Origin of the sequence: Edaphobacter bradus, from assembly GCF_025685645.1 — a bacterium.
GTDB classification, from domain to species: domain Bacteria; phylum Acidobacteriota; class Terriglobia; order Terriglobales; family Acidobacteriaceae; genus Edaphobacter; species Edaphobacter bradus.
The window spans coordinates 1-16,896 of the sequence record NZ_JAGSYF010000006.1 but is presented as its reverse complement, the minus strand read 5'-3'; the positions used below and the strand labels follow the sequence as shown (position 1 = coordinate 16,896).

The 16,896-nt window shown below is 55.9% G+C and carries 13 protein-coding genes; 10 read left to right on the top strand and 3 right to left on the bottom strand.

Annotated elements, in window-relative coordinates; genetic code table 11:
• Positions 1-77 precede the first annotated feature (77 nt).
• Positions 78-458, top strand: coding sequence for a transposase (locus OHL16_RS20415; protein ID WP_396127224.1), 381 nt, complete (start codon positions 78-80; stop codon positions 456-458).
• A gap of 1,439 nt (positions 459-1,897) precedes the next feature.
• On the opposite strand, the gene OHL16_RS18695 is transcribed toward OHL16_RS20415, so the two are convergent.
• Together OHL16_RS18695 and OHL16_RS18690 are read right to left on the bottom strand one after the other, a co-directional pair.
• Complete coding sequence (locus tag OHL16_RS18695) at positions 1,898-2,455, bottom strand: FAD-dependent oxidoreductase (RefSeq protein ID WP_263368725.1); 558 nt, start codon at positions 2,453-2,455, stop codon at positions 1,898-1,900.
• A complete protein-coding gene (locus OHL16_RS18690) occupies positions 2,439-2,834 on the bottom strand; it encodes a hypothetical protein (protein WP_263368724.1) in 396 nt (131 codons plus the stop codon). The genes OHL16_RS18695 and OHL16_RS18690 overlap by 17 nt, the downstream gene beginning before the upstream one ends.
• 567 nt (positions 2,835-3,401) lie before the next feature.
• On the opposite strand from OHL16_RS18690, the gene OHL16_RS18685 reads away from it, so the two are divergent.
• The 8 genes from OHL16_RS18685 to OHL16_RS18650 all read left to right on the top strand — a co-directional run bounded on the left by OHL16_RS18685 (position 3,402) and on the right by OHL16_RS18650 (position 14,480).
• A complete protein-coding gene (locus OHL16_RS18685; protein ID WP_263368723.1) occupies positions 3,402-4,745 on the top strand; it encodes a tetratricopeptide repeat protein in 1,344 nt (447 codons plus the stop codon).
• Between the two features lie 123 nt (positions 4,746-4,868).
• Positions 4,869-6,239: a TolC family protein gene (locus OHL16_RS18680; RefSeq protein ID WP_263368722.1), complete on the top strand. Its 1,371-nt coding sequence runs from the start codon at positions 4,869-4,871 to the stop codon at positions 6,237-6,239.
• Positions 6,239-7,438 (top strand): efflux RND transporter periplasmic adaptor subunit, encoded by a 1,200-nt coding sequence (locus OHL16_RS18675; protein WP_263368721.1) that lies wholly within the window; start codon positions 6,239-6,241, stop codon positions 7,436-7,438. The genes OHL16_RS18680 and OHL16_RS18675 overlap by 1 nt, the downstream gene beginning before the upstream one ends.
• Before the next feature lie 11 nt (positions 7,439-7,449).
• Positions 7,450-11,088, top strand: coding sequence for an efflux RND transporter permease subunit (locus OHL16_RS18670; RefSeq protein WP_263368720.1), 3,639 nt, complete (start codon positions 7,450-7,452; stop codon positions 11,086-11,088).
• Positions 11,089-11,093: 5 nt separating this feature from the next.
• On the top strand, positions 11,094-11,597 hold the full coding sequence (locus tag OHL16_RS18665; RefSeq protein WP_263368803.1) for a hypothetical protein: 504 nt from the start codon (positions 11,094-11,096) through the stop codon (positions 11,595-11,597).
• 101 nt (positions 11,598-11,698) lie between these two features.
• Entirely contained in the window at positions 11,699-12,355 is a 657-nt protein-coding gene (locus OHL16_RS18660; RefSeq protein WP_263368719.1) for a DUF4136 domain-containing protein, read from the top strand.
• Positions 12,356-12,444: 89 nt separating this feature from the next.
• Entirely contained in the window at positions 12,445-12,738 is a 294-nt protein-coding gene (locus OHL16_RS18655) for a hypothetical protein (protein ID WP_263368718.1), read from the top strand.
• 92 nt (positions 12,739-12,830) lie between these two features.
• Positions 12,831-14,480, top strand: coding sequence for an FAD-dependent oxidoreductase (locus tag OHL16_RS18650; protein ID WP_263368717.1), 1,650 nt, complete (start codon positions 12,831-12,833; stop codon positions 14,478-14,480).
• A gap of 547 nt (positions 14,481-15,027) precedes the next feature.
• Here OHL16_RS18650 and OHL16_RS18645 read toward each other — a convergent pair.
• The gene (locus tag OHL16_RS18645) at positions 15,028-15,795 is read right to left on the bottom strand and encodes an SDR family NAD(P)-dependent oxidoreductase (RefSeq protein WP_263368716.1); all 768 of its coding nucleotides are present in this window, start codon (positions 15,793-15,795) and stop codon (positions 15,028-15,030) included.
• Positions 15,796-16,365: 570 nt separating this feature from the next.
• Here OHL16_RS18645 and OHL16_RS18640 point away from each other — a divergent pair.
• Positions 16,366-16,578 (top strand): hypothetical protein, encoded by a 213-nt coding sequence (locus tag OHL16_RS18640; protein ID WP_263368715.1) that lies wholly within the window; start codon positions 16,366-16,368, stop codon positions 16,576-16,578.
• Positions 16,579-16,896 lie beyond the last annotated feature (318 nt).

Genomic DNA, 16,896 nt, shown 5'->3' with positions numbered 1-16,896 from the left:
AAGCTCTTGGAGGCCAGGATTGAAGATCGAAGCAGATTCAGCGCAGCGTCCAGTACAGCGACACAGCCCGACGACTCATGACCGTGCCCGGCATCGGACCGCTTGCGGCCAGTGCTCTTGAAGCCTCAGCCGGCAACGGTCACCAGTTTACCAACGGGCGCTTCTTTGCAGCGTGGCTTGGACTCGTGCCACGAGAGTATTCCACCGGCGGGAAGACGACGCTGCTCGGTATCAGTAAACGGGGAAACATCTATCTTCGAAGACTACTGATCCATGGAGCCCGATCCTGCGTGCAGACCTGCGACAGGCAGCGTCATCCGCTGGGAGCATGGATCACCAAGCTCGAACAACGCATCTGTATTCTTCCAAATCGTCAATCAGGAGCGCCCCTCGACTTCGCATTGATTCTTGAGGGTTTTGCGGCAGCCCATTTAAAGGACCTCGCTTCCGATTACTGAGGTTGTGGATGATGTCAGCATCGGTGAGGGAAGAGCGCCAGCCGCGCGCGAGGACAGCGCCATCAGCCAAGTTCTAGCGCGTCATTTGGCAGCATCCCCATGCGAGCCGCAAACTCAACGACAGAGTCATAACGGGCAGTCTCATACTTCCAAACGAGACGCCGGTAGGTGGTGCGATGCATGCCTTTGGGTCTCCAGGGAGTCGGGTCAAAGATCGTGCCCCATCCGCCTAAACGCTCTCGGATAGCCTCCACGCGCGCCGCCGCGCGGTCACTGAAGGATTGACGCTGGCTCGAATAGGCCAATCGGTAGCAATGTCGGCAAGCGAAAACCGGGCCTCCGTAAAGGACGGCCACACGTCAACCGCATCCCAGAGCAGGGCAGCGAAACCAGACGCGCTCGCCACCGTAGTGGCAGCGGGTGCGTTCCAATTGAACGGAGTATTCTTTGCTTTCCCAGTCTTGGCCGTCTCTGCGGTGGCGGTAGGACAGCGTTATGTGGTCCTCCTGCGGGCAAATATCGATATTGCCGATTGGCTCGCCATTGCGGGACCAGCGCCAATTGAACGCGAACCGCTGATTCAGGAAGCCGTCACCATTGCAGCATCTTTAGGATGCACTGCTACTACTGTAAGGGGTCATTGGGTTTGCGATAAGCCTAACATAACGCACCCTTTGAAGCGCTTCAACCATATGCCCTGCAGTCAGTACTGATAAGTCGGCATGTGTAAAGTAGTCAATGTAACCGGCGTAAGCGGCGGCGCGGCTAATGGTGATTCAGATCCTTTGGGTAGAACAGTCGTTCAATTAGCGAAGAAGCGAAGTGCACAGAAAACGCGATTTTCGGTGACTGCGGTGCATCGGCCAGAACTGCCCGAATTGTCGATAATGTTCGCGAATGCATAGGGTCCCCACAAAAGTCCCCACACTGGTTAAATAGCGAAGCCCCCTATCGGGAGCTAAGTCGCTGAAATATTATGGAGGCGCGGGTCGGGATCGAACCGACGCATAAAGGTTTTGCAGACCCTGACTGATCTCAATCTAAGTATCTAAGTTATCAGCGCGATTTGCTAGTTGAACATGTTTTCGGTCCACTTTTTGTCCGCTTTTACCGGCGCCTGACCTTTGTCTAGTCCTCGACATGTCACTGTGACAGACGGAGCGATGTGAGACGAAAGGCACATTCGGCGGCTGTTTGGGGGGCGCAGACTTCTACCGTGTCAATCTACTGAAGATCCATGGAATCATAGCGTTAGCCGGAGCGGTGGGAAACGAAAAGGCTTATAGGGAGCACTTTCCGAAAACGAGAGTGCCCTCATTTGTGCCCCTGTTTCTATACAGTCGACCTCTACTCTTCACGGGTTGAGGTCGACGGGAGAAGGGGTGAACCGTAACGCTGTCCAACTGCACTCGGCCAGGCTGCCATCTGACGTGTGCAACTTACTCAATAGCGATCACGCCACCCCCGACGATAGTCAACACGTGGTGCTCCGTTCGTAACCGGCGAATCGCGTCTGTATCGATAATGGAGACGTCGTCCACAGGAATCGCGTCGTTATGAGCGGGCCTCGAGCCAGTAGCAATCAATATATGATCCGCGTGGCAGAAATACTCTTCTTCCTGATTCGCAACCCGAATTGTGTGGGGTCCTGAAAAGGAAGCATTGCCAATCAACGCATCGATATCGTTGCGGCGAAACTGATTTTCAAACACCCGAACTTCGTTCGACGCGACTTCCTCGATTCTCAGTGCCAGGTTTGAGGCCGAGATGCGGCGATCCGTGGACCCCGATCGGGTAGAACGCAGGACAGCCTCCCGAAGTGTCTTGCTCGGAATCGTGCCGGTGTTGATACTGGCCCCTCCAAGAGCTATAAAGCGTTCGACCAGCGCAACCTTTTTGCCGAGTTTGGCGGCCTGAATTGCCCCGTGATGTCCGGCAGCGCCGGAGCCGATCACCACCATGTCGTAATGCTTTGCCGAACTATTGGTTCCGTTCATCGAAACTATTCTCCTGTAGAAGTTGACATAAGCGAGAGGCCAGGAGAGACGCGGGCAGAATGTCATCGATACCGCATTCGAGCGCGTCCCACCAGAGTTCCGCCGTACTCGAAGGAGTCACAAGGACAATTGAAGTTGAGAGATTGATATCGATGCAATTGACCCGTTCGACGAGATCTCTCCAATTACCATCAGCCAGGGCGAGTTCCGTGACGATCACGGTCTTCTCGCGCGCCGAGTTGAGCAAATCAACCGCCGCTGTGATGCTGCGCGCCCACTGCACAATTAGTCCTTTCGCTTCGAAATCCTGCGCGACGGTGGCTTCCGGGCTCCTGTTGGACACGAAAATTATTGTTCCTGCTCTTTTGTATGTCTGCATCGATTCACTAACGACTACCGGATTCCACGCTAAGCGCTCTGGCCTTCGATTGGCCGTAAGCCGCCGTAAGCTCGACGTAACACTGCGAAGTCTCGTGGAGCATAATGAATGGGGGAGAAGCACGTGCCAACGCCGCCGTTGTCATCGGAAAAATCTCTCGCTAACTCTGCCGCCGTGCCGGCGACGGCGGTTCGCGACCAGTTGGCGCGCGTGGTGAATAGCCCTGGTTTCGTTTCGTCAGTCCGGTTATGCCGGTTTCTGACGCACATCGTGAATCGGACAATCAATGGAGATATCGATAGCCTCAAGGAGTTCTCGATTGCAATGGAGGTGTTCGACCGCACCTCGGAGTACGATCCGAACATCGACGCGATTGTTCGGGTCGAGGCTCGTCGTCTCAGAGCGAAGTTGAAGGCCTATTACGAGGAAGGGCAGGGTACGGATCCGGTTCTGATTGGATTGCGGCCGGGCAGTTATGTCCCGGTCTTCCGGTGGCTTGACGCCCAGCCGGCAAAGCACCGCGAAGAGATTGGCGCAGCACCGCCGCCCGGCCGTATATGCGTTGCCGTGTTGCCGTTCGTGAACATGAGTCCGGAGCCGGAGCAGGACTATTTTTGCGACGGGATCAGTGAAGAGATCACGAACTCGCTTACGCGGGTGTCCGGTTTGAATGTGATTGCGCGGACATCGGCATTTCACTTTAAGGGCGCCAACATCGATATCCGAGAAGTAGGGCAGCGTCTCGGCGCGAATCTTGTCATCGAAGGAAGCGTCAGGAAGGCCGGCGAACAGCTGCGGATCACTGCCCAGGCGATTCAGACCGAATCGGGTCATCACGTCTGGTCGGAGACGTTTCGCCGCGAGCTCCAGGATGTGTTTGCGATTCAGGAAGAAATTGCAAAATCTGTTGCGGACCTACTCAGGCTTCACATGCCGGAAGTACAAGGGCCTGCGCGGCCCTCAGCTCCAGATCTTGACGCATATACAAGGTACCTGCGAGCTCGATTTCTGATTCACCAGCAGTCGCCTGAAACGCTGTACGCCGCCCTGGAGCAGCTCCGAGGGCTCACAGAGACTTATCCGAACTATGCTCTTGCTTACAGCGGCATGGCTGCGGCGAGCGGCCTTCTTGCCCAGTTCGGGATGGTCCCCGGCCGTGATGTGTATCCAGAAGTAAAGGCAAACGCAGAACGCGGATATGCTCTCGATCCTGAGTCCGGTGACACCTGCGCGGTGCTGGGCGGACTTCGTGCCTGGTTTGAGCATCGTTGGGATGAAGCCGACAGGATGTATGACCGCGCGATAAAACAACAACCCAGTCACGCGCCGGCTCACATGTTTCGTGCCATGGCTTTATTGTGCCAGGGAGACTTCAGCGCGGCAGAGTCTGGACTTTGCCGCTCAACTGAACTGGACCCGCTCTCGGCAAGCGACTGCGCGCGGATGGCTTATCTTCATTACGTAAAGGGAGACTATCCATCAGCCGAAGAGCATCTCCGAGAGTCTTTCGAACTGGATCGAGACTATCCTGAAGCGCGATTGTATGAAGGACTCTTGCACTTCCAGCAGCGGCGTTACGACGCAGTGATACAGTGTCTCTCGCCATCTGCCTCACCATTGGATATCGGTCTGCTTGCGGCAGGACATGCCCAGGAAGGCAGCTTATCGCGAGCCCAAGAATGTATGGAGAGACTGCATCAACTCGCGGAACGGCAATACGTCACTCCGCTGGCAGAAGGTTTCGCTGCAGTCGGGATGGGAGATTTCGATCTCGCGCTCCAGCGCCTCGATGAAGCGATCGATCACAAAACCAACTTCGTGAATCTGCTGGCGGTCGAGCCGTTCTTTCATCCTTTGCACGCTAACCGCAGGTTTGCCAAGCTCCTGAAAAAGCTCAACTTGTCGCACTGACCGTTGCCGCAAGCAGTCCCGTAAGTTTCGAAGCGCTTACGTACGGCTTACGAGGCATTACTCCCCCCACTTCCGCGTTCGAGGCACCATTGCCTCATGAAACGACGCACTCGAACAACCTGCTTGGCCTTCACCCTGGGGATGCTGGCGCTGCTGGCGCGAGGTCAGAATCCCGCACCTTTGTCCCCCCCGCCCACGGTTGAAAAGGCGGCGGGACAACAGTCAAACCTCTCTGAATTGACTCTCGAACAGGCGGTTGAACAAGCTGTTGCGAACAACAGCAGTCTGAAGACCGCCAGACTCGATACCCTCCGGGCCGCCGACGATCTGGCTGCGAATAAGACAAGACGTTTTGCGAATACGCAGGTCACTGCGCTCGGCGCGCAACTGGTTACAAAACCATCGGTTACTTACGCGGCGGGCTCGCTTGGGGTATACAGCGCGACCGGGCCTATCCCGGCGACGAACCAGAAAGTCGAGATCCCGCGAAAACCCGTAGGCATAGTGAATGTCTCGGTTGCCCAGCCGCTTTCGACGCAGTACCAGCTCCATTTGCAATTGAAAGCTCTTGAGCTGGGGCTGGAAGGTACGCGCCAGGACCAGGTGAAAACGCGTCTGGAGGTGGTCGACCAGGTTCGACGTGCGTACTACGCGGTTGTCGAGGCACAGAGCGCTTTGGATAGCCTTCAGGCGTCACTCCCTTACTACCGGGAGTCGCATCGTCTGGCATTCGTGAACCTCGGGAGAGAGACGATTCTCGAATCGGATTTGCTGAACGCCGATGCGCAGCTTTTGAAGTTACAGAATGCCATCAGCGATGCGAGCGACAGGGTCGCGTCGGCGAGCGAAAGATTGAACGATCTGATGGGCCGGGACGTACACACGCAGTTTCGGGTTGCGGCGATCGGCGATGCAGATACCGATCTCGCCACACCCGAAGCCATGGAAGCTCGCGCTCTCCAAAACCGGCCGGATCTGAAGAAGGCGAAACTTCAGGTGCAGCAAGCCAATTACGACGCGCGGGCGAAGAAGGCGGAATATATCCCAGACGTGAGTCTGGCGTTCAGTTACTACACAACGGCGAACTTCGAGAATGTTTTTCCAAGCAACGTCGGGACGGTGGGTGTGTCGGTCCGGTGGGAACCGTGGGACTGGGGACGCAGGCACCAGGAATACGAGGAAAAGCGAGCGAAGGAAGAACAGGCCAAGGTTGGCGTCGGCGCTACTGAACGCGCCGTTCTTCTGGAGGTGAGAAATGCGCGTCGGCAATTGGAGAACACCCGCCGGCAACTGACCCTCAGCGATGCAAACGAAAGTACGGCACGGCAGAAGCTCAAAGAGTTGCAGGAGAAGGTGAAGCGCGAAGCGGCATTAAGCCGGGATTTATATCAAGCACAGTCGGATCTGGCATCCGCGGACAGCCAGCAGCAACAGGCTCTCACTGCTTTCTGGAAGGCACGAGCCGATTTGAAAAAGGCGATAGGAGAAGAATGATGCGTATCTCAATTGGAATTCTAAGTTTTGCTGCATTTTCGGTTCTCGCCGGCTGCGCAAAGACGCAGAAGGCGGGGCCAGAGCCGGTTCCGGTTGTGGCGGAGATTGTGGCTACACAGCAGGTCCAACCCAGTTGGACTTACTCAGGCGAGATTCGTCCGGACACTGAGGTTCAACTGGCCTTCAAGGAACCCGGTTATATCGCCGCTCTGTATCGAGTGAAGGGCGTCGATGGTCGGATGCGTGATGTGCAGGTAGGCGACGAAATACCTGCCGGAGCCACATTGGCCCGACTCCGCAGTTCCGATTATGAAGCCTCGCTCAACTCCGCGGTCGGCCAGCAGCGCTCAGTGCAGGGTACGCTTGATGTTTCGCAAGCGGAACTCAACCGAGCAAAGGCCGACCAGGCAAAGGCGGATCTTGATTTTGAGCGTGCACAAGCGCTCTATGCCGCCAAAGCAATGACTCGCCCGGATTACGATGCGGCGGTGGATCAGCACACCTCCGCGACCGCCAGTGTGGAAGCCGCCGTGCGTCAGATCGAGGCGCGCCGCGGGCAGTTGAGCGCTGCGTCGGCGCAGGCTGTTTCCGCTCGGATCAATCTTGGCGATACGAGCTTGAACGCTCCCATGCCTGGAGTCATCGTCGAAAAGAGTGTGGAACCAGGCAGCCTGGTTGCTGCAGGGACAAGGGCATTCACGCTCGACGATACGCGCGTCGTGAAGGTGAACTTCGGAGCTCCCGACAGCATGCTGGCACACCTCAAGCTAGGAGCACCGGTGCCCGTGCAACTTGATGCATTGCAGGGGCGGACCTTCACAGGGCAAATTACGGGAATCTCCGCCTCCGCCAACCGTGAGTCCCGGGTCTTCAACATCGAGGTTACTCTTCCGAACCGGGATCGCTTGTTCAAGGTGGGCATGATCGCACGCATCCGTATAGAGCAAGCGAATACGCAAACTGTGCCTGTAGTACCACTGACTGCTTTGATGACCACGGAATCCGGTTCGAATAACTATTCGGTCTTCACTGTAACGGAGCGCGATGGCAAACAGTTTGCGCAATTGAAGAGTGTGAGGATTGGTGAAACCTTCGGCAAGTCGGTCGTCATCGACGAAGGCCTTACGCCTGGCGAACGAATCGTCGTCAACCGTACTAACCAGCTAAGCAACGGAAGCCTGATCCGGATGGTCAACTAGGAGACGCAGCAATGGCACACGAACACAATGAGCAGTCCACGGACAAGAAACAGAATCTCGCCCGCTTCTTCCTCGAACAACGACACATCGCCTGGGTCTCGCTCGCAGTTGCGCTCCTCTGGGGAGTCTACGGGCTATTGAAGATGCCTCAACGGAAAGACCCGGACATTCCGGTACGTCAAGCGATGATTATCGTGCCATGGCAGGGAACGTCGTCCGAACAGGTCGAGCAACTGGTGACCAGGAAGATAGAGCAGGCTATTGCTCTGAATCAATGGGTGACGGAGATCAAGAGCGCCTCCAGAACCGGCTCGGCGATGGTTCAATTCGAGCTGGCAGAAAAGGGAAAGTACGACAGGGACAAAGAACTGGACGACGTCAAGATCAGGCTGGACGCTATCCACGATCTCCCCCAGGGAACGGGGCCCATTCTGTACATCAAGGACTTCGGGGATACGTCCGCATTGATGCTTACAGTAGCGAGTCCGCCGGCCGATCCAGTCCAGGTCGCCTGGATAAGCAAACTAGTTGAGACACAGGTGCGGCAGGTTCGGACTGGTTTGGATACGCATACTCAGCCGCGGCGTTCCATTGTTGTGGTTTTTCCGAAGTCTATCGACAGCGACGAAGTCGAGCGCAAGTTGTCTTGGGTGACCCGAGACATGGCAACCGAACATCTATGTTCCGATGTGCGAGTGTTTTCGGGAGCGGGGTTCACAGGGGTGGACCTGGCGACGAACCTCAGCACTTCTGATCTGCAGTCGGCCTTGAGAAAGTTCGCAAATCAGAACCTGCAAACCGACGAACTTCATCCCGATGCATGGAAACCTGCGATCATCGACGAACCGGCAAACACCACGGCAGCGCTTCAGGCCGTGGCCGGTGACAAGTACACTTATCGCGACCTGGACGACTTTACCGATACCCTTCAGCGAAGCCTCAAAACGCTGTCGATCGTGGCGAAGGCAGAACGTTCCGGGGTACTGGACGAGAACGTATTTCTGAATTTCTCGCAGCAGCGCCTGGCGCAATACAAGCTAAGGCCGGCGGATCTTTCCAATATCCTCGCGGCCCGGAATCTACCGGAGAGCGGCCAAACGCTCAATGCACGCGGACGCACGGTCAGCGTCAACACCACAGGCGAGTTCAAGAGCATCGACGATCTGCGGAATGTAGTGCTAGGCACGTCACCGAACGGAACGCCGCTTTACTTGCGGGATCTTGTGGACATCGACAGGGGATACGAGAATCCGCCTTCGTTCCTGAACCGGTACACGCGCCGCGACGAAAACGGCAGATGGATCACGACACGCGCGATTACGCTCTCGGTCCAGATGAAGAAGGGAGAACAGATCGGATCTTTTGGAAAACAGGTTGACGCCAATTTGGCGAGCGTCAGAAAAACATTGCCCGCCGATCTGGTCCTGGCCAGGACCTCGGACCAGCCCCTGCAGGTACATGACAGCATTGAGCTCTTCAGCCACAGCTTGATCGAGGCGCTGGTGCTGGTGGTAGTTGTGGCTTTGATTGGCTTCTGGAGCTGGCGGACGGCCATTCTGATTGCGGCGTCCATGCCGATTACGCTCGCGATTACGTTTGGGGTCATCAACACGCTCGGGATCGACTTGCAACAGGTCTCTATCGCTTCGCTGATCATCGCGCTCGGGCTATTGGTCGATGTACCGGTGGTGTCCGGCGACGCAATTGTGCGCGAACTGGGTGCCGGCCAGCCACGGTCCGTCGCCGCGTGGCTGGGACCGACAAAGCTATTCAAGACGATGGCGTTTGCAACCCTTACGAATATCGTCTCTTATCTTCCATTTCTGCTGTTGCCCGGAGATACGGGGAAATTCCTGTACAGTCTGCCTATTGTCATTAGTTGTTCTTTGCTGGCGGCCCTGCTCGTCTCGATGACCTTTGTGCCGCTCATCAGCTCTTTTCTCTTGCAAAGCCAGATCGAAACTCCAATTGAGGAGAGGCGGCAGCGTGGGTTCACTGGCTGGTATTTCCGAACCGCGAAGAAGGCCATTGAACACAGAAAAGTCTGCCTGGCAGCATCGCTTGTCCTGTTGATATCGGGCGGTGTCGTCTTTTCCAAGCTGAAACCGCAGTTCTTTCCAAAGGATCTTCAATACTTTTCTTACATCGATGTGTGGCTGCCTGAAGACACTCCGGCGAGCGCGACCAGCGCCGCCGCTCAGCAGGTGGAATCCATCACCCGCCGAGTAGCGGAAGAGTATGGCAGGAGCCATCCAGAGCACGGACATCCGAAGGATGTCTTGCAATCGATAACCACGTTTGTGGGCGGCGGCGGTCCGCGCTTCTGGAGCAGCGCCACACCTGAGGACAGGCAAACCAATTATGCTCAGGTGATTCTGCGAACGAAAGACAATCATGATACGACACCTCTGCTTGCCCTTTTGCAGCCGGAACTGGACAGGCAAATTCCGGGAGCAATCATTGATACGAGGACTCTCGAAACGGGCAAGCCGGTTGGAATTCCGGTTCAGGTCAGAATTTCCGGCGAAGATCTACCACGTCTCAGAGCGGAAGCCGAGCAGCTGAAGCAAATCTTTCGCGACATCCCCATCTCCGCCAGAGTTCGAGACGATTGGGGCGAGCCGAGTGCGAGAGAAGTCATGCACGTCGATGCGGACCGGGCAAACCTGGCGCACGTCACCAACGCAGATGTTTCCGATTCCGTCAGCGCGGCTCTGCATGGCATCACCGCTGGAGTCTTGAGAGATGGCAACAAGCAGGTTCCGATTGTTGGACGCATGCAGATGGAGGAGCGGTCCCAGCTCTCCGATCTGCGTAGTCTATATGTCTTCTCGCGGCAAGACACACCTCCGGTGCCTCTCGATCAGGTGGCGACGACTACCCTGAGTCCGGTGACGCCCAAAATCCGGCGCTTCGATCAGTACCGCACCATTACCGTGCAGTGCTGGCCTGCGCAGGGGCATTTGCCTTCGGAGGTAATCGCGGCGGCTTTGCCGAATCTGGAGGCATTCCAGAAGCAGCTTCCCGACGGGTTTATCTTTCGCTTCGCCGGCGAGCAAAAAGAGCAGGTCAGCGGCTTTGCCGACCTCACTACCGTGCTGATCATTTGCATCAGCGCCATCTACCTGGCGCTCCTCGCACAATTCAGGCATGCGTTCAAACCCCTCATCGTCTTTGCCGCCATTCCTTACGGCGTCGTCGGTGCCATCTTTTCACTCGCCATTATGGGCCAGCCCTTTGGATTCATGGCGTTCCTTGGGATCATCAGTCTCATCGGTGTAATTGTGAGCCACATCATTGTGCTGTTTGAATTTATCGAAGAGCGACGAGAAGAGGGCGAGGAATTGGAGTTGGCGCTGATCGATGCCGGCATCCTTCGTTTGCGGCCAGTGATGATCACGGTTGCGGCCACAGTGATTGCGCTGTTTCCGTTGGCTGCACACGGCGGCCCGCTTTGGGAGCCTCTTTGCTATGCGCAGATTGGGGGACTGACGATCGCCACTTTCGTGACGCTTGGGCTCGTTCCCGTCCTCTACTCCTTCGTTGTGCTGGATCTGAAACTGATCCGTTGGGAACAAGCGGAGCACACGGCTTCGGCGGCTTCAGAGAAACCGGCAGAGATGCCTGCAATATCGGGGGTGCATGCGTGACCGATATGAACTTTGGCCACATCATCCAATACGCAACATTATTGTCGCTTCTGATGGGAGGTCTCGGTGTGGTTGTCGCGGTCCTAAATCACCGTGTGCAGGTGAAGACGCAGATCTTCCTGGCAATGTCTGCCCAGTATGACGAACTGTTGAAGAACTCTTCGGCGGCATTCTGGCTGAGTGTGCCAGATGGCACGGAGCTTCCTGAGCGGACGGACGATTTAACCATCTCGATGTTACGGTTCTGCACTCTGGTTTCATTAACCTATCTTCTATTTTGCGAACGCCGCATACCAAAACGAATGTGGGAGTTGATGCTCCGTTCCGCTGAGCGGAGATTCCGCAGTCCCTTATTTGTGCGTGAATGGGAGCATCTGAGAACTGAATTTGAATCATTTCCGGAGTTCATATCCCTCGTTACCGCTGTGCATCGTATACCGCACCCAATTCCCTTTGTGTTAGGTAACTCAGAACTGGAAGATTCAGCCCATTGTCACATTTGCAAATGACTGGATACTGCTGGCGCCTCGCTGCGTGACGGCGAAATTTCAGAGTTCTGAATGAAGATTGCTCGCCCAATGCGTGCCTGCAATAGATGGAAGGAGATATTTTGAAAATCACAAAACGGCTGATATTGCCACTAGCCTTGTTGTTCATGGTCGCTTATGCCTATGGACAGGACGTTCACTACAACTATGACCGAGGCGCGAACTTTCAATCCTATCGGACCTACCAATGGGTCGACGTCCAGAGGGGGCCGGGCGGTCCGCCAAAGGCCGACGCCCCGGCCGGCCTGCCAGATATGCCGGCCAGCCTGCCAAATTTGCCGGTCGGCCCACCACCTATGAGCGCCAGCAATGTCCCAGATGATCAGTTGCTCGATCAGGATATTAAACGGGCAATTGATGCACAGCTCGCACAGAAGGGTCTCACCAAAGTCGATAAGGGTGGGGACATTCTGGTGGGCTATCAGGCTCACATCCGTGAGGAAAAGAGCATAAATCTGTGGGGCTCGGGAGCCAATGGCTGGTGGGGCGGAGGTCCATACTCGGGGGGCGGCCTGAGCTCGGTCCAGGGCCAAACTTCTACTATTCCCATTGGGACGCTGATAGTGGGCCTGTATGACCCCGCAAGAAAGCAGTTGATCTGGCGCGGAGATGCTAGCAACACCGTCAACCTCAAGAAAGATCCTTATAAAAACTACGGGAACCTGCAAAAGGCGATGGTCAAGCTTTTCAAGAACTATCCGCCTGAGCCCGGTAAATAGCTGCGAGGCGTGAAAGAAACAACTTCGCGCTACGCCAACTGGACCCGTCCGCCGAGACAGCCGGCGGTCCCGCTCAACGAGGAGGAGCAATGGACTCACATTTTTGGGATATTTATCGAGATGTTCGATCCCTCGTCCAAAAGCCAGACGAGGCAGTCTACATCCTTTACACATCGATTGGAGCGATTACTGTTCGCAAATTCGTCTACCGAGACGAAGCAGGTTATGTCTTTTTGCAGGTTATCGACGAGAGCGGTAGGGATCGTATCGTAGGCTTTTCGGAACAGCAGCTTTCCACATTTGCATTTGAGGTCCGGACCAAGCCAGCCGACAAGAGCGGCGAGATTAGATTCAACCACGATCTAGCTGAGAATCTCTCTTGAGCTTAGAGCAAGAGCTCATCGTCCGACGAGGACGCGATCTTGCCTTTTGATGAGCCCTTGCTATCCGCACAGAAAGGAGGACACCGATCGTCATGCTGACATCCTCGGAATTGAAGAAGCTTCCAATCTTTTCCTGCTTGAACGATGCGAACCTTATGTGGCTCTCGCAGCAGGCTGCCGATCTTCATCTGGAACCGGGTGAGTATCTCATTCACGAAGGGGAGCCAACCCCTTTTTTTGTAGTGATGGACGGAACCACGGAAGTGCTCAAAGATGTGATGGGGCGTCGAACTGAAGTCTCAGAGCACAAGCCGGGCGATTTCTTTGGCGAATTGGCCATTCTCATGGCAACGGCGGCTCCCGCCTCCGTCCGCGCGAAGACAGCTTGCCATTTGGCACGGCTCGATCCGCAACACCTCCAGGAATTGATTCGACACTCGCCCGAGTTCAGCGCGGTGATATTACAGACCCTTAACGAGCGGGTACAAGTCGTGCAGAAGTACATGCTGAGTCTTCCCTCCACCCGCGTACAAATAGTCGGATCGAAATTTGATGGCGACTGCCGGGAGATTCGCAGCTTCTTGAGCATGAATAGAATCCCTTATGAGTGGGTCGACCGCGATCGAAGCGCACAACTGGCTCCGACTGACCAGGCTTGCGAGGTTTCTGGCCTATCCGTCGTCGTGGATGGTTCGCTCTGCGTCAGCCATCCTCCTACGGTTCGTAAGGTAGCTGAAGCGCTCGGATTCCAAACGGCTCCCCATCGCCAAAGCTATGACGTGGTGATTATTGGCGGCGGCCCAGCAGGACTGGCGGCTGCCGTCTACGGAGCCTCGGAAGGGCTCAGCATCTTGTTGGTCGAGCGCAAGGCTCCCGGCGGTCAGGCTGGCACATCTTCTCGAATCGAGAATTACCTCGGCTTCCCCAATGGCATCTCAGGAGATGACCTCAGTCAACGCGCGTTCCGGCAGGCGGTTAAGTTTGGAGCCGAAGTGGTTCTTACCCGAGAGGTCCAAGAGATCATTCCGCAACCCGATGGCGCATATACGATTGGGCTCGATGGTGGCGATAGGGTTGACACAAAGACCGTGATCCTGGCGACCGGAGTCGATTGGCGCAGACTCGAGGCGGACGGCGTCGATCGCTTCATCGGACGTGGAGTCTTGTATGGGGCTGCGCGTACTGAGGCACCAACTGTGGCAGGAAAGCGCGTCTTTATTATCGGCGGCGGCAACTCTGCCGGCCAGGCTGCCCTGTTCTTCGCAGATTACGCGAGTTCAGTGACCATGTTGGTCCGCGGCGAAGATCTGAAGCGCACCATGTCGCAATACTTGATCGATCAGATTGCGCTCGTGCCGGGCATTCGGGTGGAGACGGAAACTCAGGTGATCTCGGCGGACGGCACGGATTACTTGAAAGCAATCGAAACCCGAAAAGCAGGGGAGCCTGTCATTCGCCGGTCTGCAGATGCACTGTTTGTCATGATCGGCGCCGATGCAGTAAGCCATTGGTTGCCGCCTCAACTCCAACGCGAAAACGGCTATGTCCGCACGGGGCGCGAGGTGAGCGACCGGCCAGGTTGGGCGGCAGATCGTGCTCCATTTCTGCTGGAAACAAATCTTCCGGGCTTCTTCTGTGTAGGCGACGTTCGCTACAACTCGATCAAGCGCGTTTCCAGCAGCGTAGGAGAAGGCAGCATGGCCGTTGCTTTCGTGCATCAATATCTCTCGTTAATGGCCTGACCGTTTCCAGAGTGATTGCGGGCGCGTTTCAACCGTCACTCATGGCTGTTCGACTCAGGCAGTCAAGTAACGGAACTAGCCTCTAAGCCGATGATCGATAAGTGACTCACCTAATTCTCCTTATTCGCAACTTCCCATAATGATCCCAATTCGATTATTCGAGCGGCAGGACGCATTTTGAATATCCCCAGCGGTTGGGGGTTCGCTGGGTTAATAGCGAGTCCATCAAGTTCATAGCTATAGCTCTGACTATCCATCTCGCATGCGATCTCCTTCTGCGAACGGATGCGCCTTCTCGGCGAGTGGTAAATCGCCGATGCACTCATTGAGTGCGCGTGCGTCTTCTCGCCAGCTAAAGCGCAACTCTTTTTGCTCGGCCTCAGAGGCGGCTGGATCACTTCCGAGAAGCCGACTTGCCAGGACTAATGGGCATCCCGTTCCAGAACGGGACGATGAAGTCAGCAAACATCTCGCAACACTTGAAATTGCTACACCCGGGAACAACGAAGGGTAGCCGCGTGATTTTATCATGCAGCTACCCAAACGGTTATGCGTTCCAGCCGCCGTCTACAGTCAGGTTCTCGCCGTTGATGAACGCTGACTCGGGTTGAGCGAGGAATGCGACCGCGGAAGCAATCTCCTCGGCTCGGCCGAACCGACCAACACTGGTTAGCTTCTTCATGGCCTCCGCGACAGAGCCGTCGTCTGCAGGGCTCAGTTCAGTGTCAATGAAGCCAGGCTGCACGGCATTAACCGTAACCCCAGTGGCACCCAACTCTCGCGAGAGTCCGCGTGTGAACCCGTGGACCGCAAACTTGGTCGCGACATACATCGTCACGCCGGAAACATGTGCGTGCTCTCCGTGGATGGAACCGATGTTGATAATCCGCCCCCATTTCTGCGGAATCATCCGACGCGCAGCGTCCTTCGACAACGCGATGACAGACCGAACGTTGAGGTTGAAATGCTTGTCATAGGAGTCTTCCGCACCCTCCATGAACGGCCCGAAGACCACCGATCCTGCATTGTTTACGAGGATGTCGAGACGCCCACCGAAGGAGCCACCAAAAGCCTGGTCGATGGACGCGATCAGCTTGTTTGTGCCCTCAATGGTGCTGAGATCAGCGCCCACGGCCTCTGCTTTTCCGCCCGCATCGCGGATTTCCTTGACGACCTTTTCTGCACGCGCCGGACTTGCCGCATAGTTGACAATGACGGAAGCGCCCTCGGCGGCCAAACGGATAGCGATGGCAGCTCCGATTCCGCGCGACGATCCTGTGACGAGTGCAAGTTTGTTCTCCAATGGTTTAGACATGTTCAATCTCCTATCTGGATAAGCGAGCACTCGAAAAAGACCGTTCATCGTTCTGACTACAACGAGATGTCTGTCGGATCGCACGAGACCGGCCTAATGCTGTTCGGTTACTCGATAAGATCGAAAGCCGTCCATTGCGATTCATCGCATCTTTCAATCGGACCGATAGCGCAATACGATCACCATGCGGAGCAGTGACTCGGGCGCACGCTTTTGTAGTTGAGTGAATGATATTCCGATAAATCAAGAGTGCCGAGGGATCTGGAGGCGCCCCAAGTCGCTCGCTTAAGGCGTGCTTCCTAGTTGCGAATCGGATCAGTGCTGAAAAACGCGTTTCTCGCAAGAGAACTCTTACAAGAGTTTTAGCAAGGCTCGGTATTTTCGGGTTCGATATCTCTTCCGTTTAGCCTTCTTTTTGCATTTGTCCGAACAGTAGGCGTTGGGAGTGTTGCTGTCCCTGGCAGCTTTGAGGCGGTCGTCTGGGATAGGACCGCGACAACAGGGGCAAGTACCTGGAGGGATGGTCGGCGGCTCGGGGATCCGGCGGACGATCTTCTGGGACTGATCGGCGTGACCGATATGGAAGCGGAGGCAGTCATAGCACTGATAGGCGAGGATGAGCTCTCCGGTCTTGTAGCTGGCCTTCTCGGCAGCGATCTCAGCATGTGTGATGGTTCTGTAGCGGCGTTTGCCGTGGCAACGGCGCTGGGAGGCTGGGTTGATCCAGGTTGGGTGGATGGGCAGGGTGTTGTTCTCCTTAGGGAGGAGAGTGTGTCACCCTAGCCTGGTTTCTCCAAAGGCCTCACCAAGCCGTCTTTTGAACGGGTGGGCAGGAGGGAGGCGCGGGCCAGGAAGAGCGTCTTTCTACAACACCTACGAGCAAAAGAACCCAGACTATAGAGAGAACCCCATCCCATAACCAAGCCCAGCAGCCCAGACTGAGAGCCAGATCCCTCCAGGGTGTCGCCTAAGTCCCACAAAAATACTTCAGCCAACACTCCTACGGCAGTAGATCAACCAACTCGGCAGGCATCCCAAGCCTCCCAGGAAGCCAGGCACGGACCTACGAGCCCCAGAACCTCAGGGCTGACCCTGTATCTC

Coding starts and splice junctions, on each gene's coding strand:
- OHL16_RS18695 (WP_263368725.1), bottom strand. CDS start 2,455: ATGAACGGAACCAATAGTTCGGCAAAGCATTACGACATGGTGGTGATC.
- OHL16_RS18645 (WP_263368716.1), bottom strand. CDS start 15,795: ATGTCTAAACCATTGGAGAACAAACTTGCACTCGTCACAGGATCGTCG.
- OHL16_RS18690 (WP_263368724.1), bottom strand. CDS start 2,834: ATGCAGACATACAAAAGAGCAGGAACAATAATTTTCGTGTCCAACAGG.
- OHL16_RS18650 (WP_263368717.1), top strand. CDS start 12,831: ATGCTGACATCCTCGGAATTGAAGAAGCTTCCAATCTTTTCCTGCTTG.
- OHL16_RS18670 (WP_263368720.1), top strand. CDS start 7,450: ATGGCACACGAACACAATGAGCAGTCCACGGACAAGAAACAGAATCTC.
- OHL16_RS18655 (WP_263368718.1), top strand. CDS start 12,445: ATGGACTCACATTTTTGGGATATTTATCGAGATGTTCGATCCCTCGTC.
- OHL16_RS20415 (WP_396127224.1), top strand. CDS start 78: ATGACCGTGCCCGGCATCGGACCGCTTGCGGCCAGTGCTCTTGAAGCC.
- OHL16_RS18665 (WP_263368803.1), top strand. CDS start 11,094: ATGAACTTTGGCCACATCATCCAATACGCAACATTATTGTCGCTTCTG.
- OHL16_RS18675 (WP_263368721.1), top strand. CDS start 6,239: ATGCGTATCTCAATTGGAATTCTAAGTTTTGCTGCATTTTCGGTTCTC.